Origin of the sequence: Stutzerimonas sp. S1, from assembly GCF_025966695.1 — a bacterium.
Lineage (GTDB): Bacteria > Pseudomonadota > Gammaproteobacteria > Pseudomonadales > Pseudomonadaceae > Stutzerimonas.
Map to the genome: position 1 here is coordinate 255,106 of NZ_JAOEIY010000005.1, position 23,958 is coordinate 279,063.

23 protein-coding genes are annotated in these 23,958 nt (G+C 64.1%); 12 read left to right on the forward strand and 11 right to left on the reverse strand.

Going from position 1 to position 23,958, the window contains the following annotated elements:
- The first annotated feature begins 82 nt into the window (after window positions 1-82).
- Together rph and N8H22_RS12635 are read left to right on the forward strand one after the other, a co-directional pair.
- A complete protein-coding gene (gene rph / locus N8H22_RS12630; protein ID WP_264590863.1) occupies window positions 83-805 on the forward strand; it encodes a ribonuclease PH in 723 nt (240 codons plus the stop codon).
- Between the two features lie 11 nt (window positions 806-816).
- On the forward strand, window positions 817-1,185 hold the full coding sequence (locus N8H22_RS12635) for a DUF4870 domain-containing protein (RefSeq protein ID WP_264590864.1): 369 nt from the start codon (window positions 817-819) through the stop codon (window positions 1,183-1,185).
- Window positions 1,186-1,238: 53 nt separating this feature from the next.
- On the opposite strand, the gene N8H22_RS12640 is transcribed toward N8H22_RS12635, so the two are convergent.
- Complete coding sequence (locus tag N8H22_RS12640) at window positions 1,239-2,018, reverse strand: exodeoxyribonuclease III (RefSeq protein ID WP_264590865.1); 780 nt, start codon at window positions 2,016-2,018, stop codon at window positions 1,239-1,241.
- A gap of 84 nt (window positions 2,019-2,102) precedes the next feature.
- Here N8H22_RS12640 and pyrE point away from each other — a divergent pair, with 84 nt between their 5' ends.
- The 3 genes from pyrE (at window position 2,103) to N8H22_RS12655 (ending at window position 5,069) form a co-directional block, all read left to right on the forward strand.
- On the forward strand, window positions 2,103-2,744 hold the full coding sequence (gene pyrE / locus N8H22_RS12645) for an orotate phosphoribosyltransferase (RefSeq protein ID WP_264590866.1): 642 nt from the start codon (window positions 2,103-2,105) through the stop codon (window positions 2,742-2,744).
- Window positions 2,745-2,764: 20 nt separating this feature from the next.
- Entirely contained in the window at window positions 2,765-3,358 is a 594-nt protein-coding gene (locus tag N8H22_RS12650) for a DUF4124 domain-containing protein (protein WP_264590867.1), read from the forward strand.
- 235 nt (window positions 3,359-3,593) lie between these two features.
- Window positions 3,594-5,069, forward strand: a complete 1,476-nt coding sequence (locus tag N8H22_RS12655) for a DUF3360 domain-containing protein (RefSeq protein WP_264590868.1) — start codon at window positions 3,594-3,596, stop codon at window positions 5,067-5,069.
- Between the two features lie 55 nt (window positions 5,070-5,124).
- Here N8H22_RS12655 and argB read toward each other — a convergent pair whose 3' ends face one another.
- The 4 genes from argB to coaBC form a co-directional block, all read right to left on the reverse strand.
- Complete coding sequence (gene argB, locus N8H22_RS12660) at window positions 5,125-6,027, reverse strand: acetylglutamate kinase (protein ID WP_264590869.1); 903 nt, start codon at window positions 6,025-6,027, stop codon at window positions 5,125-5,127.
- A 16-nt stretch (window positions 6,028-6,043) separates the two neighbouring features.
- A complete protein-coding gene (gene algC, locus N8H22_RS12665) occupies window positions 6,044-7,435 on the reverse strand; it encodes a phosphomannomutase/phosphoglucomutase (RefSeq protein WP_264591032.1) in 1,392 nt (463 codons plus the stop codon).
- Between the two features lie 1,230 nt (window positions 7,436-8,665).
- On the reverse strand, window positions 8,666-9,121 hold the full coding sequence (dut, locus tag N8H22_RS12670; RefSeq protein WP_264590870.1) for a dUTP diphosphatase: 456 nt from the start codon (window positions 9,119-9,121) through the stop codon (window positions 8,666-8,668).
- A 2-nt stretch (window positions 9,122-9,123) separates the two neighbouring features.
- Complete coding sequence (coaBC, locus tag N8H22_RS12675; protein ID WP_264590871.1) at window positions 9,124-10,332, reverse strand: bifunctional phosphopantothenoylcysteine decarboxylase/phosphopantothenate--cysteine ligase CoaBC; 1,209 nt, start codon at window positions 10,330-10,332, stop codon at window positions 9,124-9,126.
- Window positions 10,333-10,470: 138 nt separating this feature from the next.
- Here coaBC and radC point away from each other — a divergent pair, with 138 nt between their 5' ends.
- Complete coding sequence (radC, locus tag N8H22_RS12680) at window positions 10,471-11,145, forward strand: DNA repair protein RadC (protein WP_264590872.1); 675 nt, start codon at window positions 10,471-10,473, stop codon at window positions 11,143-11,145.
- 4 nt (window positions 11,146-11,149) lie between these two features.
- Here radC and N8H22_RS12685 read toward each other — a convergent pair whose 3' ends face one another.
- Window positions 11,150-12,481: a hypothetical protein gene (locus N8H22_RS12685; protein WP_264590873.1), complete on the reverse strand. Its 1,332-nt coding sequence runs from the start codon at window positions 12,479-12,481 to the stop codon at window positions 11,150-11,152.
- A 4-nt stretch (window positions 12,482-12,485) separates the two neighbouring features.
- A complete protein-coding gene (locus N8H22_RS12690) occupies window positions 12,486-12,920 on the reverse strand; it encodes a PaaI family thioesterase (RefSeq protein ID WP_264590874.1) in 435 nt (144 codons plus the stop codon).
- Window positions 12,921-13,036: 116 nt separating this feature from the next.
- On the opposite strand from N8H22_RS12690, the gene N8H22_RS12695 reads away from it, so the two are divergent.
- Entirely contained in the window at window positions 13,037-14,557 is a 1,521-nt protein-coding gene (locus N8H22_RS12695; RefSeq protein WP_264590875.1) for a 3-hydroxyacyl-CoA dehydrogenase, read from the forward strand.
- 174 nt (window positions 14,558-14,731) lie between these two features.
- Window positions 14,732-16,300 (forward strand): methyl-accepting chemotaxis protein, encoded by a 1,569-nt coding sequence (locus tag N8H22_RS12700; protein WP_272890786.1) that lies wholly within the window; start codon window positions 14,732-14,734, stop codon window positions 16,298-16,300.
- A gap of 24 nt (window positions 16,301-16,324) precedes the next feature.
- On the opposite strand, the gene N8H22_RS12705 is transcribed toward N8H22_RS12700, so the two are convergent.
- The 4 genes from N8H22_RS12705 to N8H22_RS12720 form a co-directional block, all read right to left on the reverse strand.
- Window positions 16,325-17,065, reverse strand: coding sequence for a hypothetical protein (locus N8H22_RS12705; RefSeq protein WP_264590876.1), 741 nt, complete (start codon window positions 17,063-17,065; stop codon window positions 16,325-16,327).
- A 171-nt stretch (window positions 17,066-17,236) separates the two neighbouring features.
- Window positions 17,237-18,778, reverse strand: a complete 1,542-nt coding sequence (locus N8H22_RS12710) for a phospholipase D family protein (protein ID WP_264590877.1) — start codon at window positions 18,776-18,778, stop codon at window positions 17,237-17,239.
- A 57-nt stretch (window positions 18,779-18,835) separates the two neighbouring features.
- A complete protein-coding gene (locus tag N8H22_RS12715; RefSeq protein WP_264590878.1) occupies window positions 18,836-20,170 on the reverse strand; it encodes an FAD-binding oxidoreductase in 1,335 nt (444 codons plus the stop codon).
- 135 nt (window positions 20,171-20,305) lie between these two features.
- Entirely contained in the window at window positions 20,306-20,794 is a 489-nt protein-coding gene (locus N8H22_RS12720) for an Lrp/AsnC ligand binding domain-containing protein (protein ID WP_264590879.1), read from the reverse strand.
- A gap of 148 nt (window positions 20,795-20,942) precedes the next feature.
- Here N8H22_RS12720 and dadA point away from each other — a divergent pair, with 148 nt between their 5' ends.
- The 4 genes from dadA (at window position 20,943) to N8H22_RS12740 (ending at window position 23,821) form a co-directional block, all read left to right on the forward strand.
- Complete coding sequence (dadA, locus tag N8H22_RS12725) at window positions 20,943-22,241, forward strand: D-amino acid dehydrogenase (protein WP_264590880.1); 1,299 nt, start codon at window positions 20,943-20,945, stop codon at window positions 22,239-22,241.
- The gene (locus tag N8H22_RS12730) at window positions 22,216-22,587 is read left to right on the forward strand and encodes a RidA family protein (RefSeq protein WP_264590881.1); all 372 of its coding nucleotides are present in this window, start codon (window positions 22,216-22,218) and stop codon (window positions 22,585-22,587) included. The genes dadA and N8H22_RS12730 overlap by 26 nt, the downstream gene beginning before the upstream one ends.
- A gap of 115 nt (window positions 22,588-22,702) precedes the next feature.
- A complete protein-coding gene (locus N8H22_RS12735; protein ID WP_264590882.1) occupies window positions 22,703-23,251 on the forward strand; it encodes a cupin domain-containing protein in 549 nt (182 codons plus the stop codon).
- Window positions 23,252-23,395: 144 nt separating this feature from the next.
- The gene (locus N8H22_RS12740) at window positions 23,396-23,821 is read left to right on the forward strand and encodes a c-type cytochrome (protein WP_264590883.1); all 426 of its coding nucleotides are present in this window, start codon (window positions 23,396-23,398) and stop codon (window positions 23,819-23,821) included.
- Window positions 23,822-23,958: the final 137 nt, after the last annotated feature.

Genomic DNA, 23,958 nt, shown 5'->3' on the forward strand with positions numbered 1-23,958 from the left:
GGGTTGCGATGGGCAATCGACCCTTTTCCAGACAAGGCTTCTATAATGCCGCCAATCTCTCCCAGAAGCAGGATGTACCTACATGAAGCGTCCCAGTGGCCGTGCGGCCGATCAGCTGCGCTCGATCCGAATCACTCGCAATTACACCAAGCATGCCGAGGGTTCGGTGCTGGTCGAGTTCGGTGATACCCGGGTCATCTGCACCGCGAGCATCGAGACCGGCGTTCCGCGCTTCCTCAAGGGGCAGGGGCAGGGCTGGCTGACCGCTGAATACGGCATGTTGCCGCGCGCTACCGGCGAGCGGAATCAGCGTGAGGCGGCGCGCGGCAAGCAGGGCGGTCGGACCCTGGAAATCCAGCGTCTGATCGGCCGTTCGCTGCGCGCGGCTCTGGATATGAGCAAGCTGGGCGAGAACACCCTGTTCATAGATTGCGATGTGATCCAGGCCGATGGCGGCACGCGTACGGCTTCGATCACTGGCGCGATGGTGGCGCTGGTCGATGCGTTGAAACTGCTGAAGAAGCGTGGCGGTCTCAAAGGTGGCGACCCGGTCAAGCAGATGGTGGCGGCGGTCTCCGTTGGCATGTACCAAGGGCAGCCAGTGTTGGATCTCGATTACCTCGAGGACTCCGCGGCCGAGACCGATCTCAACGTGGTAATGACCGACGCCGGCGGCTTCATCGAAGTGCAGGGCACAGCCGAAGGTGCGCCCTTCCAGCCTCATGAGCTCAACGCGATGCTGGAGCTTGCGCAGGGCGGCATGCGCGACTTGTTCGAGCTGCAGCGTGCGGCGCTGGCTGACTGAGTAGGTGAACAATGACTGATCAGAAGCTCGTCCCGCTGCCCGACCGCGAGGCGCGCCAGTGGGCGATGTTCTGCCACTACTCGGCGTTCTTCTGGTTTCTCGCGCCGATGATAGGCAACGTCATCGGCCCACTGATCGTCTGGCAGTTGAAGAAGGACATGGATCCGTTCGTCGATCAGCAGGGCAAGGAGGCGCTGAATTTTCAGATCACCTTCAGCATCCTGATGATGATCTGCGGACTGCTTGCCTGGATCGTCATCGGCTTTCCGCTGATGGCGCTGGTCAGCGTGGTCGCGCTGGTGCTGGTGATCATCGCCGGCATTCGGGCTAACGAAGGCAGACCCTATCGGTATCCATTCTGCTGGCGGCTGATCAAGTAGCGGGCGGTTGTTGAGTGCTCGACGGATCCGGCCGCGGGCTAGATCCGTCGGGGCTAGAGGCTGAGGGTCCAGTCGTAATCGACGATCAGCGGCGCATGCTGGGAGAAGCGAGGCTGGCGCGGCAGGCGCGCGCTGCGAACGAAGCGGCGCAGGCCGGACGTCAGAATCTGATAGTCGAAACGCCAGCCGAGGTTAAGCATCTCGGCTTGCTCGGTATCCGGCCACCAGCTGAACAGGTCGCCCTCGCGGTTGACCTCGCGCAGCGCATCTACGTAACCCATGTTGCCGAAGATCTCATCCAGCCATGCCCGTTCCGGTGCGAGAAAACCCGGACTTTGCTGGCAATCGCGCCAGTTCTTCACGTCCAGCTTCTGATGCGCGACGTACAGAGAACCGCAATACAGATATTCGCGGCGCTTGCGACGCTGTTTGTCCATGTAATGAGCGAAGTCATCCATGAACTTGAATTTCTGGTTCAGGCTGGCGTCGCCGTCCTGGCCCGTCGGCAGCAGCAGGCTGGCGATGCTGACCTTGTCGAAATCCGCTTGCAGGTAGCGTCCGTAACGGTCTGCCGTTTCGAAGCCGAGTCCCATGATCACGGCCTTGGGTTGCAGTCTCGAGTACAGCGCAACGCCGCCCTGCTCGGGAATTTCGGCATCGCAGGCATAAAGGAAATAACCGTCCAGCTGGTAAGCCGGATCATCGAGTTCCAAGGCAGAGGCGCGGGTATCCTGCAGGCAGATGACATCGGCATTCTGGGCTTGCAGCCAGCTGAGCAAACCTCGCTGTGCCGCCGCTTGAATGCCATTCACGTTGACACTGATGATCCGCATAAATGGCCCCTAAAAACACGTGCGTGTATGATAACCCAAGCTCTCCGTAATTAGCTAAATCCGTGGCTTCCGGGAATTTTCTTCATGCAGGCGTACCAGCGCGAATTCATTCGTTTTGCCATCGAGCGCGGGGTTCTGCGCTTCGGTGAGTTCACCCTGAAATCCGGCCGTACCAGTCCGTACTTCTTCAATGCCGGTCTGTTCAACAGTGGTAGTGCGCTGGCGCAGTTGGGGCGCTTCTACGCCGCCGCGGTTGCAGACAGCGGCATCGACTTCGATGTGATTTTCGGTCCAGCGTATAAGGGCATTCCGTTGGCGGCAGCCACCGCGATCGCTCTGGCCGAGCAGCATCAGCGCGATCTGCCGTGGTGCTTCAATCGCAAGGAAGCCAAGGATCACGGCGAGGGCGGCACTCTGGTCGGCGCCCCGCTGACCGGGCGTGTGCTGATCGTCGATGATGTGATCACCGCGGGCACGGCGATTCGCGAAGTCATGCAGATTATTCAGGCACAGAACGCCCAACCGGCTGGCGTGTTGATCGCGCTCAACCGTCAGGAGCGCGGTCAGGGCGAATTGTCGGCAATCCAGGAGGTGGAGCGCGACTACGCAATACCGGTGGTCAGTATTGTGTCGCTGTCGCAAGTGCTGGAGTACCTGGAAGAAGATAATCGGCTCAAACAGCATTTGCCCGCGGTGCAGGCGTATCGCGCGCAATACGGGATCTGACTAGGGATAGGTGCCTCGCCATGCTTCAGCCGGTAATCATTCGCTCCTTCGTTGCGTTGGGATTGTTGGCTTCGACATGGGCCGGCGCCGGCGAGCTTTATCGCTACACCGATGAACGGGGCGTCATGGTGCTCGATCGCCAGGGCGTGCCACCGCAGCACATCGGTCGCGGCTATCAGGTGCTCAATGAGCAGGGGCGGGTGATCCGGGTCGTTCCGCCTGCGCCTTCTGCCGAGGAGTTGCAGCGTTTGCGGCAGGAGAAGGCCCGCGCCGCGGCAGATGCCCAGCTGCTGAGGCTGTACGCCAGCACCGAGGATGTCGAGCGCGCCAGGAAGCGCAAGCTGGCGGAGCTCGAGAGTGTGATCGGCATTACCCAAGGCAACCTGCAGTCGCTCAGGTCGCAGCAGGGCAGCCTGCGGGCGCAGGCTGCCAAGCATGAGCGTGCCGGACGGGGTGTGCCAGACAACCTGCTGACACAGATTGCCAATCTCGAGAAGGAACAAGCGAGCCTGCTTCGCGATCTCGAGCGCTACCAGCGAGCCAAGACCGAGGCGGATACCAGCTTCAGGCGTGATCGCGAGCGCGTCGCCGAACTGCTCGGCCACTCTCGATAGCTCGTCCTTGCTTCGTCTGATCCGGCCGACGATCTGGATGCCGGATCGTTTGGTGTGCTGCCCGCTAGTTCACAAAGCCTGATCAACTGCCCAGCCGGTGCGCTTACTGGCGGGCGCGTTATTGTCGTCGGATAACAGACAAACCGCTCTAGATCAATAGGTTTAAGGTCGTGGTGAGATGCTGCAGGCCAGCCTGTACCTTTCGCCCCGAAAATTTTCGGGTGTGATATTTATCATGAAAGATAGGAACCTAAGCAGTTACACGGAGCTCCATAAACCAAAGGAAGAGTTTGCGACGCGTGCCGAATACCTCGAGCACGAACTGGAAATCATGGCGCCGCGTCGTTGGGGCGTGAACCTGCCGTTTCGCGATTACCGCTTCGAATTCGAAGACTGGGTGCCGGCGATGGCGGCAACGATCGGCAAGATTGTTATGGTGGCGGCGGTAGTGGCGGCGTTTGCTGGCCCGCTGGGCTTGTCCGACGAGTTCGTCATCGAGAACGTTCGCTTCGAAATGCTGATTGCTGCGATTCTGTTCGTGGTGCTGTTCTCGGGATTCCTGAATCCCACGGCCAACCTGGCAGGTACGCACGGTCCGCTGATTCCGCTGATTCCGCTCATCGTGGCGTCGGGCGGCCATCCCATGGCGCTAGGGCTCATGGTCGGCGTGCTGGGGTTTGCGCTGGGGATCTCCAAGGGCGGCAGCCTGCTGGCGAAGCTGACCAGTGATGGCGTGTGCGGCGGCCTGCTGCTCTACCTCGGTTTCATCGGCGTGACCTCGCAGATTCAGAAACTGTTCGCCTGGGCCAATGGCTTCGATATCGGTTACGTCGCCTTCGTCGTGGTATTCGTCACCATCGTGATGTACGCCTACCTCGAGCACATTCGCATGCGCTGGCTGGCAATTCCTCTGGGTTCAGGGCTGGCGGCGTTGACCGCGTTCCTGCTCGGCGCACCTTTCGAGTTCAGCACCGAACCGGGCATTCCAAATCTGAATCCTGCGTACTGGTGGGGCGAAAGCACCGGCTGGCAACTGGGCCTGCCGGAGCTGCATCACTTCATCGCGGTGGCTCCGTTTGCGGTGCTCGCGGTAGCCATGTGGTCGCCAGATTTCCTTGGTCATCGGGTGTTCCAGGAGCTGAACTATCCACGCAAGGCGCGCAAGGTGCTGATGAATATCGACGACACCATGTGCGTGGCGGCCGCGCGGCAGGCGGTCGGTACCGCCCTCGGCGGCGGAAACCTGGCGTCGTCCTGGGGTACCTACATGGTCCCGGCGGCTATCGCCAAGCGGCCGATCCCTGCGGGCGCACTTCTTACCGGGCTGCTCTGCGTGGTCGCTGCGCTGTGGGGCTACCCGATGGATCTGGCGATCTGGCCGCCGGTGCTGAGCGTGGCACTGCTGGTGGGTGTTTATCTGCCGCTGTTGGAAGCTGGCATGCAGATGACCCGCGAGGGCAAGACTTCGCAATCGGCAGCGATCGTGGTGTTCTCCTCGGCGCTGGTCAATCCGGTGTTCGGCTGGTCGCTGACCGTGCTGTTGGACAACCTCGGACTGATCGGTGACAAGGAGCGCGGGCAGAGCCTGAGCCATCTGCACCGCTGGGTGATTCCTACGATCGTGTTCGTTGTGCTGTGTGGCGTGATGCTGGGCATCGGCATGTTCCCCGGCATTCCGGCGATGTTCGAGTCGTTCCGCATCGACTTGTAATGCAACGGGCATGAAAAAGGGGAGCCTCGGCTCCCCTTTTTCATTGGCGTGAATTTCAGCGCTGGTTGTTGGTGATCAGCGTGCCCACACCGACATCGGTGAAGATCTCCAGCAGTACCGCATTGGGAACTCGTCCGTCGATGATGTGCGCGCTGGTCACGCCTCCCTGAACGGCTTCCAGGGCGCAGCGGATTTTCGGCAGCATGCCGCCGTAGATGGTGCCGTCGGCGATGAGCGCATCGACCTGAGCGGTGGACAGGCCGGTGAGCACATTACCCTGCTTGTCCATCAGGCCGGCGATGTTGGTTAGCAGCATCAGTTTTTCGGCCTTCAGCGCTTCGGCCACCTTGCCGGCGACCAGATCGGCGTTGATGTTGTAGGACTCGCCGTTCTCACCGACACCGATCGGCGCGATCACTGGAATGAAGTTGCCCTTGACCAGCATTTCCAGTAGCTCGGCGTTGACGCCGGTGACCTCGCCAACGTGGCCGATGTCGATGATCTCCGGCTTGGTCATCTCCGGCGTCTGGCGTGTAGCCTTGAGCTTCTTCGCCCGGATCAGCCCGGCATCCTTGCCGGTTAGGCCGATGGCGCTGCCCCCGTGCTGGTTGATCAGGCTGACGATGCTTTTATTGACCTGACCGCCGAGCACCATTTCCACCACGTCCATGGTCTGGCTGTCGGTTACGCGCATGCCATCAATGAAGTGGCTCTCGATGTTGAGACGCTTGAGCAGATCGCCGATCTGCGGGCCGCCGCCATGCACCACCACCGGATTGATGCCTACCGCCTTCATCAGCACGATGTCGCGGGCGAAGCCGGTCTTCAGCTCCTCGCTTTCCATCGCGTTGCCGCCGTACTTGATCACCAGGGTCTTGCCAACGAATCGGCGGATGTACGGCAGCGCTTCGGAAAGGACCTTGGCGAATTGGGTGGCAGCTTCACGGCTGAGGGTCATGCAGAACTCCGCAAAATCAGAACGGCAGTTTGAGGTCGGGTGCAACGTTATGCAGCTGGGTGCGGAAGACATCCTGGATGCGGCGGAGCTCTTCTGTGCTGTCGGCTTCAAAGCGCAGCACCAGCACCGGCGTGGTGTTGGAGGCGCGGATCAGGCCCCAGCCCTTCGGATAGTCGACCCGCATGCCATCAAGGGTGATCAGGTTCGCCTCGCCCCATTGCGCGTCGCGTTGCAGGGCGTCAATGATGGTGAATTTGCTTTCTTCTGTCACCGTGATGTTGATTTCCGGTGTGGAAATATCGCTCGGGAAGGCTGCGAATACCTGCTCGGCATCGCGTTTGTCCTGACTGAGGATTTCCAGCAGCCGCGCCGCACTGTAGATGCCGTCGTCGAAGCCGAACCAGCGTTCCTTGAAGAAGATGTGGCCGCTCATCTCGCCGGCCAGCAGCGCGCCAGATTCCTTCATCTTCTTCTTGATCAGCGAATGGCCGGTTTTCCACATTACCGGGCGACCGCCATAGCCGCTGATCAGCGGCGTCAGGCGGCGGGTGCACTTGACGTCGAAGATGATGTCGGCCCCGGGGTTGCGCGCCACCACATCCTTGGCGAACAGCATCAGCAGGCGGTCGGGATAGATCATGGTGCCGGCGTTGGTCACCACGCCGACGCGATCGCCGTCGCCGTCGAAGGCCAGACCAAGGTCGGCTTTTTCCGCTTTCACCTTGGCGATCAGGTCAACCAGATTCTCCGGCTTGCCGGGGTCCGGGTGGTGGTTGGGGAAGTTGCCGTCGACCTCGCAGTACAGTGGGATGACCTTGCAGCCGAGCGCCTCGATCAGCTGCGGAGCAATCACGCCGGCCACGCCGTTACCACAGTCGACGACGACCTTCATCGGCTTGGCCATGGCGATGTCACCGCGGATCTGCTGGAAATAGCGCTCCAGCACGTCCACGGGTTCGACTTTGCCGATGCCTTTGCTGAGGTCGCCGGTTTCGATGCGCCGGCGCAGTGCCTGGATCTGTTCGTTGGCCAGGGTGTCGCCGGCAATGACGATCTTGAAACCGTTGTAGTCGGGCGGATTGTGGCTGCCGGTGAGCATCACCCCGGATTTGCCGGCGAGAATATTGGCCGCGTAGTAGAGCACCGGAGTCGGCACCATGCCGATGTCGCTGACGGTGCAGCCGCTGTCTACCAGGCCCTGGATCAAGTGCTGAACCAGCTCCGGACCGGACAGGCGACCGTCACGACCGACCGAGACATTGGCTTCGCCCTTGGCAAGGCTTTCCGAGCCGACCGCACGACCGACCCAGTAGGCGGTCTCGTTGGTCAGGCTGTCGCCGACCACGCCACGGATGTCGTAGGCGCGGAAGATGCTGGCGGGCAGGTTCGGGGCTTTGGCACTGCTCATTGCGGTTTCTCGCTCCTTGGTGTCGAGGCCGAAGAGATCCAGGTCCTCGTCGAGAATGTCGATGTCGAGAATATCGGTGTCCGGTACGCGCGGATCGACGTACTCGTTGGATTTGGCTTGCTGGACGGTAGGCGCCGTCGCAGCGGATGTGTGAACGGGTGCCGATCCAGCAGGGCGGATAGGCAAGCGGACCATGTTCCGGGCCAGCGCTTCGAGCGCGGGCAGGCTCAGGGACGGTACTTGGATGGTCCTGCCGGAGGAGAGTTCCTGCAGGATCCGGTTGAGCTGCAGCACGTCGTCACGCAGGCGCCGCTGCTGGGTGCTCACCAGCAGTTGCAAGCCGATCAGGATGCCGGCCAGTGAGAGCAGTGCCGCGGCCAGCAGCATGAGCGGCGAGTAACCGCTGGCTGCTGCTGCGGCGGCTGGCTGGAAGCTGAGTTTCCAGTGCGGGTTGCCGCTCGAAAGTTGCAGGACCGGGCCGCTGCCACTGCCGCGCTGGAGCAGTACCTTCTCGGGCGAATTGTCGAACTGCTGAACGAGGCGCAGCTGACCAGCATCCGCGGGCAGGCGCGGCAGTGTGGCGAGTAGCCGATCGAGCTCGATCACCCGCAGCAATGTTCCCTGGGCCGGCTGCTGGTCGGACGTGCGCAGCGGGGCGGCGCTGTAGATCATCCAGGTCTTGCCGACCTGATAGGCCTCGGCCGCTGGTGCGTCGCCGCTCTCGGCCTTTTGCAACATATCCAGCGCCGCGAAGTTCACCGGTCCCGCCCGGTCGGGTTCCGGCCGGGCGCGTCCGCGGGCATTGATATGCGCATCGATGACCCCTGGCTGCTGCCGCAGCGCCTGCTCGGCAACATCGATCTGCTCCGGCTGCCCGCTGCGCAACGCCTCAAGCAGTCTTGGGTCGGCAGCGGCGGCCTGGGTGTCGGCCTGCAGCTGCGCGAGCGCCTGCTCCAGCGCGCTGGCATGGCTCTGTCCCCAAGCGTGGGCAAGCGCGGCCTGCTGTTCTTGCTGGCTGTTCTGCAAGTTGAACCAGAGCAGTGCCGATGCTGCGCTCAGGCCGACCAGTGCGGGAAGCAGTCCGCTCAGCAGCAGGGTGGGCGATTGGTGGTTGCGTTGCTTGGCGGTGGTGTCGGCCGGGTTCAGTACGCCTGAATCCTTGGCGGTGCGCTTGAAGAGTGCCATGAAGCTCCTCGAATCATCCTGAAGGGTAAGCGGGGGCGTATTTACTCAGTGACTGCCGGAATGGCCGAACCCGCCGGCGCCGCGATCGCTGCTGTCGAAGCTGTCGACCAGCTCGAAACGGGCCTGCACCACCGGCACCAGCACTAACTGGGCGATGCGCTCGCCGACGGCGATGGTGAAAGCGCTCTGGCCGCGGTTCCAGCAGGAGACCATCAGCTCGCCCTGATAATCGGAATCGATCAGTCCAACCAGATTGCCGAGCACGATGCCGTGCTTATGGCCCAGGCCCGAACGCGGCAGGATCAGCGCGGCCAGCCCAGGATCGGCGATGTGGATCGACAGGCCGGTGGGGATCAGCAGCGTCTGTCCCGGTTCGAGGATGGTGTCGCTCTGCAGCATGGCGCGCAGGTCGAGGCCGGCGGAGCCCGGTGTGGCGTATTCGGGAAGGGGAAAGTCCTGGCCGAGGCGAGGGTCGAGGATCTTGGCTTGGAGTGCGTGCATGGTTAGGCCTGTTTGTAGCGGTCGGCGATGAAGGCAATTAGCGCGCGGGCAATGTGGCCCTTGCTGGCCTGGCCGAAACGGGTGACGTGCTGCTGGCGATCGATCACGCTGACGGCGTTTTCTTCGCTGTTGAAGCCGATACTGGGATTGGCCACGTCGTTGGCGACGATCAGGTCAAGATTCTTGTCGCGCAGCTTGCGCATGGCGTAGTCCAGCAGATTCTCGGTCTCGGCGGCGAAACCGACGCAGAACGGGCGATCCGGACGGCTGGCCAGGGTGGCGAGAATGTCCGGATTACGGACCATCTGCAGCAGCAGGCCGTCGCCGCTGTTGGGGTCTTTCTTGAGTTTCTGCGGCGCCACCACTTCCGGGCGGTAGTCGGCCACCGCCGCCGCCGCGATCAGCAGATCGCAGGGCATGGCGGTTTCGCAGGCGGCGAGCATGTCGCGGGCGCTGACGACGTCGATACGCTGTACGCGATCCGGCGTCGGCAGGAACACGGGGCCGGTTACCAGCGTGACTCGCGCGCCGGCTTCGGCGGCCGCCTCCGCGAGAGCGAAGCCCATCTTCCCCGAGCTGTGATTGGTGATGTAACGCACCGGGTCGATGTTTTCCTGGGTGGGCCCGGCGGTGATCAGCAGATGCAGGCCGGTCAGCAGGCCGGTTTCGAAGCAGTCGGCAGCTGCCTGCGCCAGTTCCTCGGCCTCGAGCATGCGGCCCATGCCGACATCGCCGCAGGCCTGGCTGCCGGAACCGGGGCCGAACAGGCGGATTCCGCGCTCGAGCAACAGTTCACGATTGGCCTGGGTGGCCGGATCGGCCCACATCGCCTGGTTCATCGCTGGTGCCAGGGCAACCGGGGCGTTGGTCGCCAGTACCAAGGTGGTCAGCAGATCGTTGGCGATGCCCTGGGCCAGGCGCGCCATGAGGTCGGCGGTGGCCGGGGCTATCAGGACCAGATCGGCCCAACGGGCCAGTTCGATGTGCCCCATGGCCGCTTCCGCAGCGGGGTCGAGCAGGTCCAGATGGACCGGGTGGCCAGAGAGCGCCTGCAGGGTAAGAGGTGTGATGAATTCACGCCCGCCCTGAGTCATCACCACCCGGACTTCGGCGCCGTGGTCGCGCAGGCGGCGGACCAGTTCGGCGCTCTTGTAGGCGGCGATGCCGCCGCCGACGCCCAGGACGATGCGTTTACGATACAGCCGCTGCATAGGCCTGCCTTGTTATCTGCTAGGGACTGTCCGGAGTGAGAACCAGGTCGGAAGTTGCCTGATGCCCCGGAAAAATGACGGGCTAAGATAGCACAGCGCCCGCAGCGGAAAAGCGGGCTTGCTCGACAGGGAGAGGACATGAGCATACGCGACTGGCCGGCGGCGGAGCGGCCGCGGGAAAAGCTACTCGAACAGGGCGCTGCTGCGCTTTCCGACGCCGAATTGCTGGCGATATTCCTGCGCACCGGGGTTGCCGGCAAAAGCGCGGTGGATCTGGCCCGGCACCTGCTCGCCGAGTTCGGCAGCCTGCGCGCGCTGCTGGAGGCGGAGCTTGATCAGTTCAGCACCCATCTGGGCCTCGGGCCCGCCAAGTTCGCCCAGCTGCAGGCTGTGCTGGAGATGGCGCGCCGCCATCTGGCCGAGCGGCTGCGTCGCGACTCGGCGCTGGAGTCGCCGCAGGCGGTGCGTGACTACCTCAAAGCGCGGCTGCGCCACGAGCCGCATGAGCTGTTCGGCTGCCTGTTTCTCGATTCCAAGCATCGCGTGCTGGCCTTCGAAGTGCTTTTTCAAGGCGCCATCGACGGCGCCAGCGTCTACCCACGCCAAGTGGTCAAGCGCGCCCTGGCGCAGAACGCGGCGGCGGTCATCCTCACGCACAATCACCCCTCCGGTGTGTCCGAACCCAGCCAGGCCGATCGCCAGCTGACTCAGCGCCTGAAGGAGGCGCTGGCGCTGATCGACGTGCGGGTGCTCGATCATTTCATCGTCGGCGACGGTGAGCCGCTGTCGATGGCCGAATCCGGGTGGATGTGATCGCCTACGCGAGCAGTGGCACCAGCAGTAGCGGGCCGAGCACCAGCAGCACGAAGAGGCCGTTCCAGCCGAAGGCGATGCGCCAGGGCGACAGCTGGGCGTGGCGCGCCAGCATCAGCGCCGAAGGTCCGTAGGGCGACAAGAGCATCGCCAGGGAGAAACCGCTCAGCAGTGCCACTGCCGGCTGCATGACCGCCACACCATGCCCGGCTAGCTGCGCCAGCAGCGCAACACAGACGCTCAGCGAAATGATTGGCGCGACCCCCAGCAGGGCCAGCGCGATGATGGTGAGCATGCTGGCGCTGCCGAGACCGAACAGCGCCAGCGGCGTGGTGCTGAACTGTTCAGCCAGCGCGCCTACCGGCACCAAGGTGGCGGTGAGTCCGCCGAGCACAGCCGAACAGGCGAAGATGAAAATCTCGTTGCGCATGCCGGCGAGGGTTTCGCGCACCTCAGTATGGATTGCGCGTGGTTTCTCGCCTTGCGTGCGCAGGGTGCCGAGCACGGCCAACGGCACCAGCAGCATTGCGGCCTGGGTCGCCGAAAGCGGGGTGAGTGCAGCCAGCAGGGCAATCAGCAGAATGCCCAGCAGGCTGCCGAGCAACAGGCCCCTGAAACGCACCGGGTCGCCCCTGCTCGGGCCGGCGTCGCTGGTGCGTAGCTGCCGAAGGCGGTGGTTCTCCAGCGGCCAGCCAGCCAGTAGCAGGAACAGTGCCGCAAGCAGGCCAAACGGCAGCAAGGTGCCCCAGCTCAGGCCTGGCAGCTCGCGGGTCAGGATCGCGACCGCGACACTGGTCGGCGCAAGCAGTGGCACCAGGGCGAAGCCGCGCAGGGCGGCGACCATTACGCCGCGGCGGCCTTCACGGCGTTGCGTTTCGCTGTAGCGACGACTCTGCAGGTATCGCTCCAGCGAGCCGCAAACCAAGTTGAGCATGCCGAAACTGAGGATCGAGCTGATCGCGAAGGTGCTCAGCAGGTAGCGCGGGTACAGCGTGGCGGGCGCTCCGGCGAGCAGCAGGCGGTGCAGTTCGCCGAGCTGCCGCTGGCGCTTGACCAGACAATGCATCAACCCCAGCGCGCCGACGAAGGCGCCATAGTACGCGGCGGACGCGAGCAGTCGCTGACCTTGCTCCCAGCTGGCACTGCCGCTCAGCGCCCAGTAGCCGAGCAGGCTCAGCGTGACCAGACCGAGGCGACGTGGGTAGGGCATCAACGAGCGCCAGTGCCAGGCGAAGAACGTGGTCAGCAGCGCGCCGCTGGCCACGCTGAGGGGCTGCACCCGGGTCACTAGGGCCAGCAGTTCGCAGAGCAGCGCCAGCGGCAACAGAGCGGTCATGGTCTCAGAGCAAATCGCTGCGCAGCGGGTCGCGCGTGAAGACGCTCTGACCAAGATCGATCAGGCGCGGCTGCTCATCGAGGACGCCATGGTAGGCCATGAGCACTTTGTGCCAGCTGGAGCACCCACGCGCGATGGTGCAAACCCGGCTGCCAGCGCGTGCCGGGCTGCTGAAGTTGGCGTTCAGTGACGGCGTGGTAGCGACGCGGCGCACTTCCGGCTGCTGCGCCTTTGCTGCGCAGGGCCGCAGAGGGATGTCCAGCGACGTGGCAGCAGCCCCGCCGAGCAGGTTGACTGCGCTGTTCAGATGCTTCGGTTGCACGAACACCGTGCCGTCAGGGTCGTATTCGCCCAGGCGGCAGCCGAGGTGCTGCGGGCGCCCAGTCAGACTGGCTGCGAGCTGTCGAAGGCTGGCGCTGGCGTGGGGCTGGTTGGACATGGTGGCGTGCGGATGATGGCTTGCGCAGCAGACTCGCAGTCTTTAGGCTTTCGGTCAATAAGATGGAATCATGTTTCGCTGTGCGAAATTATAAAAGAGCCAGTCCGGAGGTTCGCATGTTTACCCGTATCGGCATCATCGGCGCCGGCGCCATGGGGCGCGGCATCGCTCAGCTGTTCGCCTGTGCCGGCCAACAGGTCCAGCTGTACGACGCACGCCCCGACGCGGTCGCTCAGGCACTCGATTTCAACCGCGAGCTGCTTGAGCGCAACGTCGCCAAGGGGCGCATGGCTGCCGAACAGCTCACCGCGGCGCTCGCGCGGATGCGGCCGGCGCACGCGCTGGCGGAGCTGGCCGGCTGCGACCTGCTGATCGAGGCCATCGTCGAGAACCTGGAGGCCAAGCAGGCACTGTTCGTCGAACTGGAGGCGCTGATCGCCGACGATGTGGTGCTCGCGACCAATACCTCGTCACTCTCGGTCACGCGCATTGCCGCCGCCTGCCGCCGTCCGCAGCGGGTAGCCGGCTTTCATTTCTTCAACCCGGTGCCGTTGATGAAGCTGGTGGAAGTGGTGCGCGGCGAACGTACCGATCCCCAGGTGACTGCACGACTGACAGCGCTGGCCGAGCAGGCCGGGCACTTTGTCGCGAACACGCCTGATACGCCGGGCTTTCTGGTCAATCACGCCGGTCGTGCCTATGGCACCGAGGCCCAGCGCATTCTCAGTGAAGGGATCGCCAGTGCCGAGCAGATTGACCGTATCCTGCGTGACGGACCGGGATTCCGCATGGGGCCGTTCGAGTTGTTCGACCTCACCGGGCTGGACATCTCCCATGCCGTCATGGAGTCGGTCTACGAGCAGTTCTACCAGGACCCCCGTTACACGCCATCCTATCAGGCGGCCCAGCGTGTCGCGGCCGGGTTGCTCGGACGCAAGAGCGGCCAGGGCTTCTACCGCTACGAGAACGGACAGCAGATCCGCACGCCGGAACCGCAATTCCCGCCAGTGCAGATTGATCGTTCGTTCTGGCTGGACAGCGCGGATGCCGAGCTGCGTGCGCGGCTGGCGGCACTGCTGCGCCAGAGCGGTGCGCAGCTGGAGCAGGGCGAGACGCCTTCGGCACGTGCCATCTGCCTGATCACCCCGCTGGGCGAGGATGCCAGCAACATGATCGAACGCCTGGCACTGCCGGCGGCGCGCTGCATCGCTTTCGATGTGTTTGCCGATTTCGACCGGCGTCGTGTGCTGATGCGCCAGCCGGCGCTTGAGCCGGCGCTGGAGGCGCAGGCACGTCAGGCGTTGGGGGCTGACGCTGTGCCGGTGGAGGTGATCAACGACTCGCCGGGATTCATCAACCAGCGCGTGATCGCGAGCATCGTCAATCTCGGCTGTGAAATTGCGCAGAAGGGTATCGCCGAACCGCATACGCTGGATCGCGCGGTACAGCTTGCCCTCGGCTATCCCCGCGGGCCGCTGGGGTTCGCCGAGCGCTATGGGGCGGCACGTATTCTCGCCGTCCTGCAGGGGCTGCAGCACTGCTACGGAGGCGAGCCGCGCTATCGCCCGAGTGCCTGGCTGCGCCGGCGCGTGCAGTTGGGACTGCCGCTGGCCGCGCCCGATAGCCGCGACGACTGACCAGCCGGGGTGGTGTGTAACGACCTCGTAAGCACTGGCCCTTCAGTTTGCGTCGGGACGGCCGTTAGCCTGATGCCTGCCCGCTTAAAGGCACTTTGCTACTAAGGCACTACTGTCTTTCTCGCCGGGGTATGGGTAAAACGCTGTGTCCACGACAAGAACAAGAGGCTGCATATGCGCGCCCCCCTTCGCCTTAGCTTCCGCGCCTGCCTGCTGCACGGCCTGGCAATCGGCTGTCTGCTACTGATCCATTACTGGATCGCGCTGCCGTTCTATCTGCTTGCGCCACTGTTGCTGGTGTTGGCGCTGGCACCCTGGTTCGGCCCGTGGGCCACGCCGGATGCAACGGCCACTGCGCCCGGCGATGAACTGCAGGCATTCACTGAACTGAGCAAGAGCCTGTCCCAGCATACCTGTCACAACGCGCTTTCCGCCGCACAGGTGGCGTTCAGTGCGGAGCAGCTCGCCAGCCGCCTACAATCGCAGCTGCAGGCCGTCAGCGAGATCGCCAACGGTGCCGAGGCCATGGCCGCAACCGGACAGGACAGCGCCGAGCGCGCCCGTCACACGCTGGAGGCGGCCGAAGCCGTGCGCCGCAGCAGTGATGCGGGACAGACCGAGCTGCTGCACGCGATCGAGCGGATGCAGCAGCTGAGCGCACAAACCCAGTCGAGTCGCGAGCTGATCGACGGGCTCTCCGCACGCACCGAGGAGATCCGCCAGATCACCGATGTCATCCAGTCCATTGCCAGCCAGACCAACCTGCTCGCGCTCAATGCCGCCATCGAGGCGGCGCGTGCCGGCGAGGCGGGGCGCGGCTTCGCGGTGGTCGCCGATGAAGTGCGCAACCTGGCCGCGCGGACATCGAGCGCAACCGAGGAAGTTGGACGGATGGTCGCCGATATCCGTCAGCAGAGCGGGGCGGTGGTCAGCCATATCCAGCAGCAGGCCAGCGAGCTGGATGAAGCCGCCGCGCAGATTGCCAGCACCGGTCAGCAGCTGACCGGCATCGCCGAACTGGCCAGCGGCGTGGAAACCCAGGTGGCGGAGATCACCTCCGGCACGGCCAGCAACCACGAGCGTCTGACCGCGTTGTTCGTCGCCCTCGATCAGTTGCGCGCCGATGCACTCGATAGCGAGAAGCAGACCCGTCAGCTGGAGCAGGCCGCCGAGCGGCTGGTCGCACAAGCCGAAAGCGCCAGCGAGCAGCTCGCCGAAGTGCAGCTGGACGACTACCACCAGACGATCTACGACCTCGCCCGCCAGGGTGCGGCGGATATTGCGGCGCGCTTCGAGGCGGATATCGATGCCGGGCGCATCACTATCGACGACCTGTTCGATCGCAATTATCAGGCACAGCCTGGAACCGATCCGGTGAAGTACCACACCCGGTTCGATCGCTATGCCGACGGCGTGCTGCCGGCGATTCAGGAGCCGCTGCTGGCGCGGCACGACGCGATCGTCTACGCGATCGCCACCACGCCGGAAGGTTACGTGCCGACTCACAACAGTGCGTTCAATCATCCGCCGGTGGGCAATCCGGAAATCGACCGCAGTCGCAGCCGCAGCAAGCGGCTGTTCAACGACCGTACCGGCGGGCGCTGTGGTAGCCACCAGCGCAATGTGCTGTTGCAGACCTACAGTCGTGACACCGGCGAACTGATGCACGACCTTTCGGTGCCGGTCGTGGTCAAGGGGCGGCATTGGGGCGGCTTGCGTCTGGGCTATCGCCCGGAGGCTTGAGCCGACGGCGCGGGCAGCCGCGGTTCAGGGCGCCAGTGCCATCCACTGGTCGCTCAGGCTGCGGGTGTGGCGGTCGACCATGATCGGCGCGAACGGTCGGCCCGATGCGGTGGTGAAGTTGTTGCTGCCACTGTTCATGTCTTCCAGCGCCACCTTGAGGAAGCTCCAGCGGGTCTTTACCTGGGCGAGCGCCGGATTGCTGCGCTCATCGAGCTGCGCTAACTGGGCGTCGATGGCAGGCACCAGCTGGCGCTCGTCCTGCCCCAGATAGGTGTCAGGCTGCTCGCGGGCCGTCTCGAAGCTACCGATATAGGCGCGGCTGAGGTACTGCACGGCGAGGTATTCAACCTTCGCCGGCAGCTCGGCCCGCACGTCGGCACCCTGCTGGCCGCGTACCGCGGTGAGGAATTCGCGCAGTGCCTTGCTCATTTCCAGCGGCCAGCCCCAGGGCATGTCGTCCTCGGCACGGCCAAAACTGGCGCCTTCGCGCAGCTTCGCCTGCAGCTCGCGGTAACTGTCGCGTAGGGCGGTGGTGGGATTAGGCAGGGCCTGCATGGCGTTGCTCAGCGCCAGTATGTCGGCGTCCATGCGTGCCAGATGGGCTTTCTGGAAACCTTCGCCACGGTATAGCAGCAGGCTGCTGGTGGCGCGGTTGGCGTGTATCTGCAAGCTCTCGAGGGGGGCGAAGGGTTGGCTGTGAGCGACCGGGCCTGGTAGCCAGGCGGCGACAAGGACCAGCAGCCAGATCCATATCCGATGGCGCATTGTTGTGCTCCTTTTTTGTTTTTATCGAAGCGGATGCCTGCTTAGTGCAGTTGGCATTTCAGAGCCTAACGGACCACTGGCGAAGTGGTATCACCCCAAAGTGTGATTCGCAGCGCGGTGCAGTGTCGGCACAACGCCCGATTGCCCGCCGCAACAAGAGGCCACGCGCGCCTAGAGCATGCGCTCGAGCCCGATGACATCCGCCAGCCAGGCATTCAGGCGTCGCCAGAGCCCACCGGGCTCCTTCTCAAGAATGACGCGCCGCCCCTGCTCCTCGGCGACCCATACCAGCTGCCGGGTGTTGCCACGCTTGGCCAGCCGCACCTCGTAGCTGATCGCCGGCGTCATACCTTCCAGTGTCAGCCGCTGGACCTCGCGGGCGAGCGCCGGGCTGTCCACCAGGATGCCGACCTCGCTGTTCCACAGCACCGAGCGCGGGTCGAAGTTGAGCGAGCCGATGAAGACGCGCTGCTGGTCGAAGACCGCAGCCTTGCTATGCAGGCTGGACTCGGATTCGCCGAAGAAGCTGTAGGAGGTCGTCTGCTCCGGTTGTCGGCGCAGTTCGAACAGACGCATGCCGAGTTCCAGCATCCGCCGCCGGTAAGGCGCGTAGCCGCCATGCACGGCCGGTACGTCGGTGGCTTCGAGCGAGTTGGTAAGGATGCGAATGGTCACACCGGCGCGAGAGCGCTCGGCGAGGTAGTCGACGCCGCTGGCGGTGGGGACGAAATACGCCGAAACCAGCGTGAGCTCGTTTTGCACCGAGTTCAGTGCCGGTGCCAGCTGGGTAGTCAACAGCTCTGCGGGCGGGCCGTCGGCCAGAAGCTTGTCCGGCTCGTCCCATAGCGCTTGCGCAGGCGCCCAGGTCAGCTCGGCTAGCCATCGTTGAAGTTGCGGCTGGCGCCGATAACGGATCAGCCGTCGGTACAGCGTGCCGTCTTCCCGGCGTGCCTGTTCAAGATGCTGACGGAGCTGCACCCGGGCCTGGTGCAGCTTCCGCTCGCGCGGCGGTCGCCAGAGGAAATGCTGGATCGGCACACTCAGTTGATGGTTCCAGTACTGGTCGAAGCTGGTCGCCAGCTGCCGCGCCACCCGGCCGGCCGCCAGCAGGTCGATGTCGGTAAAGTTGAGGCTGCGGTCGGCGTCGAAATACTCATCACCCAGGTTGCGCCCGCCGACGATTGCCAGACTGCTGTCGACCAGCAGCAGCTTGTTGTGCATGCGGCGGTGCTGCTGCGACAGATGCAGCAGGCGTCCGAGCGTGCGGCTGATCTTGTTGCTACGACCGCCGCGCAACGGGTTGAACACGCGGATCTGCACGTTCGGATGGGCCGCCAGCGTGGCGATGTTGTAATCATGCCCGTCGCTGGTGGTGTCGTCCAACAGCAGTCGGACCCGCACGCCGCGGTCGGCGGCGCGCAGCAATTCATCGATCAGCAGGCGCGTGGAGAGGCCGTCATGAACGATGTAGTACTGCACATCCAGGCTGACCTGCGCGGCGCGAAACAGCTCGGCGCGGGCGGCGAACGCTTCGCTGCTCTCAGGCAGCAGACGAAAGCCGGAGTGCTCGTCCGACTGCGCCGCTTCCAGCCGTTGCAGCTGCCGGCCAAGCGCCGAACCGGCCGCATCGATAGCGTAAGAAGGCGTCGGGGTCGGCTGGCTGGCACAGCCGGCAAGCGACAGCACGATCGACAGCAGCAGGAGCGCTCGCACGGTTATCCCTGTCCGATCCGGTAACGTTCAGCTTAGACGTCGTAGCGCGCGCCGAATTCAGAAACGGTCCTTCAGACGGTACCAGAGCATGCCCAACGCCAGCAGCGGCGAGCGCAGTGCCGGGCCGCCTGGGAAGGTCGGGTGCGGCACCTTGGCGAACAGGTCGAAGCCGCGGCTTTCACGGCCGGCGATGGCTTCGGCGAGCAGACGCCCGGCTAGGTGGGTGGCATTCAATCCGTGACCGGCGTAGGCCTGGGCGAAATAAACGTTGGGCTGGTCCGGCAGGCGGCCGATCTGCGGCAGGCGATTGGCGCCGATGCCGAGCATCCCGCCCCACTGATACTCGATGCCGATGCCCTGCAGTTGCGGGAAGACCGCAAGCATTTTCGGCTGCATATAGCCGGCGATGTCCCCTGGATCGCGCCCCGAATAGTGGCAGGCGCCGCCGAAGAGCAGGCGGCGGTCGGCGGACAGGCGGAAGTAGTCGAGCGCCACGCGCTGGTCGCAGACGGCCATGTTCGACGGCAGCAGCTCGTGACAGAGCGCTTCGGGCAGGCGTTCGGTGGCGATGATGTAACTGCCGGCCGGCAACACCTTGCCCGCCAGCTGCGGTTGCAGGCGGCCGAGATAGGCGTTGCAGGCCAGTACCAGCGTGGTGGCGCGTACCGTGCCGCGAGCGGTATGCACACGGGTCGGAGAGCCGTAGTCGATGCGCTCCACCGGCGATTGTTCGTACAGACGTACACCCAGGCTCTGCGCGGCGGCGGCTTCGCCGAGCGCGAGATTGAGCGGATGCAGGTGCCCGGATCCCATGTCGACCAGGCCGCCAAGGTAGCGCGGCGAACCGACTACCTCGCCAAGGTTGGCTCGCGACACCCGACGCAGCGGATGCGGATAGCCAAGGCGCAGCAGGTCCGAGTACTCCGCCTCGAAGCCCTTCAGATGGCGCGGCTTGGTTGCCAGGTCGCAGTATCCCCAGCGCAGGTCGCAATCGATGGCATGGCGGGCGATGCGCTGACGAACGATGTCGACGGCCTCGAAACCCATGCGCTTGAGCTCGTCGACACCGTCTTCGCCAAGCAGCGCAGCGAACTGCTCGACGTCATGGCCGACGCCGCGAATCAGCTGGCCGCCATTACGGCCGCTGGCGCCCCAGCCAACCTGCCGCGCCTCCAGCAGAATGACCGAAAGACCGCGCTCGGCCAGCTCGATGGCGGTGTTGAGACCAGTGAAGCCCGCACCGATCACGCAGACATCGGCCTGCTGTTCGCCCTCCAGAGCCGCGAAACGCAGCTCGCGGTTGACGCTGGCGGCATAGTAGGACGGTGCATGGCGCGCCTCGCTGGCGGCACTGCTCGGACTGGATTCAGGAGTATCGTGAATGACTTGCATCGCCCAAGGGTAGCCCGGTTGAGCGACACGGGGCAAAGCGGCAGTCAGGCGAAAGGGAAGGGTAGACGCTGCGTACGGCCGGCTTCGGCGGTCTGGCCCGCGCTCAGGAGGGTGGCGCGAATGCGTCTGGCGCGGTCATTCCGGGACGGGCAGGTCGAGTGACTCCTTGATCTCCTCCATCACGATGTAGCTTTTCGATTCCCTGACGTGCGGCAGCTTGAGCAGGATGTCGCCGAGCAGCTTCCGGTACGAGGCCATCTCGGAGATCCGCGCCTTGACCAGGTAATCGAAGTCGCCGGACACCAGATGGCATTCCAGCACGTGGGGCAGCTTGAGCACCGCGCGGCGAAATTCCTCAAAGATGTCGCCGGACTTGTACGCCAGGCTGATCTCGACGAATACCAGCAGGCCGGCCTTGAGGTGCTGCGGATTCAGCCGTGCCGAATAACCCATGATGATGCCCTCGCGTTCCAGCCGGCGTACGCGTTCGGTGCATGGGGTGGTCGAGAGTCCGACGCGCTCGCCCAGTTCGGTGAAGGGCAGACGCCCTTCGGCCTGCAGGATGCGCAGGATCTGGCGATCGATCTTGTCCAGTTCTCGGCGGCTCTGATGGCGAGTTCGCACGGTGAAATACCCTCCACGAAAAGCGCATTTGGCGTTAAGAAAGGCCAAAGATAGCTATTTATATAGGGAATATCACTGGCTGCTGCTTTTTATACTCCGCTTCAATAGTGATCCGGAAAAGCCCGGTCGAAGCGGGCGGGAGGCAGCAATGCGTGTACTGGTATTGGGAAGCGGCGTCGTCGGTACTGCCAGCGCCTACTATCTGGCGCGGGCCGGTTTCGAGGTGGTGGTGGTCGACCGCCAGCCGGCGGTGGCCATGGAGACCAGTTTCGCCAATGCCGGGCAAGTGTCGCCCGGTTATGCCTCACCGTGGGCCGCGCCGGGAGTGCCGCTGAAGGCGATGAAGTGGCTGTTGCAGCGCCACGCGCCGCTGGCGATCAAGCTGACCGGCGATGTTGACCAGTATTTGTGGATGGCGCAGATGCTGCGCAATTGCACCGCCGCACGTTACGCGGTGAACAAGGAGCGCATGGTTCGGCTGTCCGAGTACAGTCGCGACTGCCTCGATGAATTGCGCGGGGAAACCGGCATCGCCTATGAAGGCCGCCAGCTCGGCACCACCCAGCTGTTTCGCAGCCAGGCGCAGTTGGATGCGGCCGCCAAGGACATCGCCGTGCTGGAGCGTTCCGGCGTGCCCTACGAGCTGCTCGACCGCGCCGGCATCGCGCGTGTCGAGCCAGCGCTGGCGAACGTGGCAGACAAGCTCAGCGGCGCCCTGCGCCTGCCGAATGATCAGACCGGCGACTGTCAGTTGTTCACCACTCGCCTGGCCGAGATGGCACGCGAGCTAGGTGTCGAGTTTCGCTTCGAGCAGAATATTCAACGCCTCGACTACGCTGGCGACCGGCTTGCCGGAGTGTGGATCGACGGTAAGCTGGAGGCGGCCGATCGCTACGTACTGGCGCTGGGCAGCTACAGCCCGCAAATGCTCAAACCGCTGGGCATCCGCGCTCCGGTATATCCGCTCAAGGGCTATTCGCTGACGGTACCGATCAGCGATCCGGCAATGGCGCCGGTGTCCACCGTGCTCGATGAAACCTACAAGGTAGCCATCACCCGCTTCGACCAACGGATTCGCGTTGGCGGCATGGCGGAGATCGCCGGTCACGACCTGTCGCTCAACCCGCGGCGGCGAGAAACGCTGGAAATGGTCGTCGGCGATCTGTTCCCGCTGGGCGGCGACACGAGCGAGGCGCTATTCTGGACCGGACTGCGGCCGGCGACGCCAGACGGTACGCCGATCATCGGCGCCACGCCGTACCGCAACCTGTTCCTCAATACCGGCCACGGCACCCTCGGCTGGACCATGGCCTGCGGCTCCGGACGTGTGCTGGCTGATCTGCTGGCGTCCAAACGTCCGCAGATCAGTACCGAGGGCCTGGACATCTTCCGCTATGGCACGCACAAGGAGATCCGCAAGCATGCCCATCCAGCGCCTGCACACTAAGCCCCGCTACAGCGAGGCGGTCATCCACCGGGGCACGGTCTATCTGTCCGGCCAACTGGCCGATGATCTGTCTGGCGACATCCGCCAGCAGACTCGCGAAACCCTGGCGAGCATCGAGCGGATGCTCGCCGAGGCCGGCACCGACAAGTCGCGTCTGCTGTCGGCGCTGATCCACCTGCGCGATGTCGCCGACTACGCGGGGATGAACGAGGTCTGGGACGATTGGGTGCCGCTGGGTAGCGCGCCGGCGCGTACCACAGTGCAGGCGCTGCTGTATGCGCCGGAGGTGCGCGTGGAGATCACCATCGTCGCCGCGTTGCCGGACTTGTCCGGGCCGAATCTCTGACCGCGTGAGCCGCCTGTTCGGAGCGCCCCGGATAGCGCTCCAGCGTGTTGTAAATACTGAACGCCGTTGCCATCATAGCGCCCAATCGCATCGCTCTTGGTAGGGGATCCCCGTATTGGACGTAGGCGTTCGACTGCAAACCATCCGCAAGCTAAAAGGGCTGTCCCAGCGTGAACTCGCCAAGCGCGCGGGCGTCACCAACAGCACCATTTCCATGATCGAGAAGAACAGCGTCAGCCCCTCGATCAGCTCGCTGAAGAAGGTCCTGAGCGGGATTCCCATGTCGCTGGTGGAGTTCTTTTCGCCGGACTTCGAGCAGGACAGCGACACCCAGGTGGTCTACAAGGCGAGCGAGCTGATCGACATCTCCGATGGCGCGGTGAGCATGAAGCTGGTGGGCAAGGCGCATCCGAGCCGGGCCATCGCCTTCCTCGACGAAACCTACCCGCCCGGGGCGGATACAGGCATGGACATGCTTGCCCATCAGGGGGAAGAGGCCGGCATGCTGGTCGAGGGACGCCTGGAGCTCACGGTCAACGGCCAGACCTATGTGCTCGAGACGGGTGACAGCTACTACTTTGAAAGCAGCAAACCGCACCGCTTCCGCAATCCATTCGATGAGCCGGCCCGCCTGATCAGCGCGACCACGCCGGCGAACTTCTGAGCAGGCGGGCTGCAATGCGACAAAGGGTCGCTGGCGCGACCGGTGCCGACAGCAGTTGTTTCGGCTGACGGGGCTTGCCGTTATACTACCGCCCGCTCGCGTAACCGTGGCCGCGGGCGTGTCTAGCCACAATGAGGGTGAAAGGTGAACCTGATTAAGAAGATCCTGGTAGCACAGACTGCCGTAGTGGCCCTGTGGGCAATGAGCGCTCAGGCTACGACCAACGAAGCCATCGCCGAGCGTTTGAAGCCGGTGGGCGAAGTATGTATTCAGGGCGAAGAGTGCGCAGCGGCCGGTGCCGGTGCTGCGGCTGCCGCCGGTGGCGCTGCCCGCAGCGGTGAAGAAATCGTCGGCAAGTTCTGCACCGCCTGTCATGGCAGCGGTCTGCTGAACTCGCCGAAGGTTGGCGATGCCGCCGCCTGGAAGGCGCGTGCCGATGCCAAGGGTGGCCTCGACGGCATCCTGAAGACTGCGATCAGTGGCATCAACGCCATGCCGCCGAAAGGTACCTGTGGCGACTGCTCGGATGACGAGCTGAAGGCCGCCATCCAGCACATGTCCGGTCTCTGATCGACACAGGCTGACAGCGTCACCTACAAAGCCGCCTTCGGGCGGCTTTGTCGTTCTGGCTGAGTGGAACCGGTACCGGGCCGGCTCAAACGCCGAATCCCCGGTCGTTCGGCAAGCAGTCGCGCGATGGCCGGGCT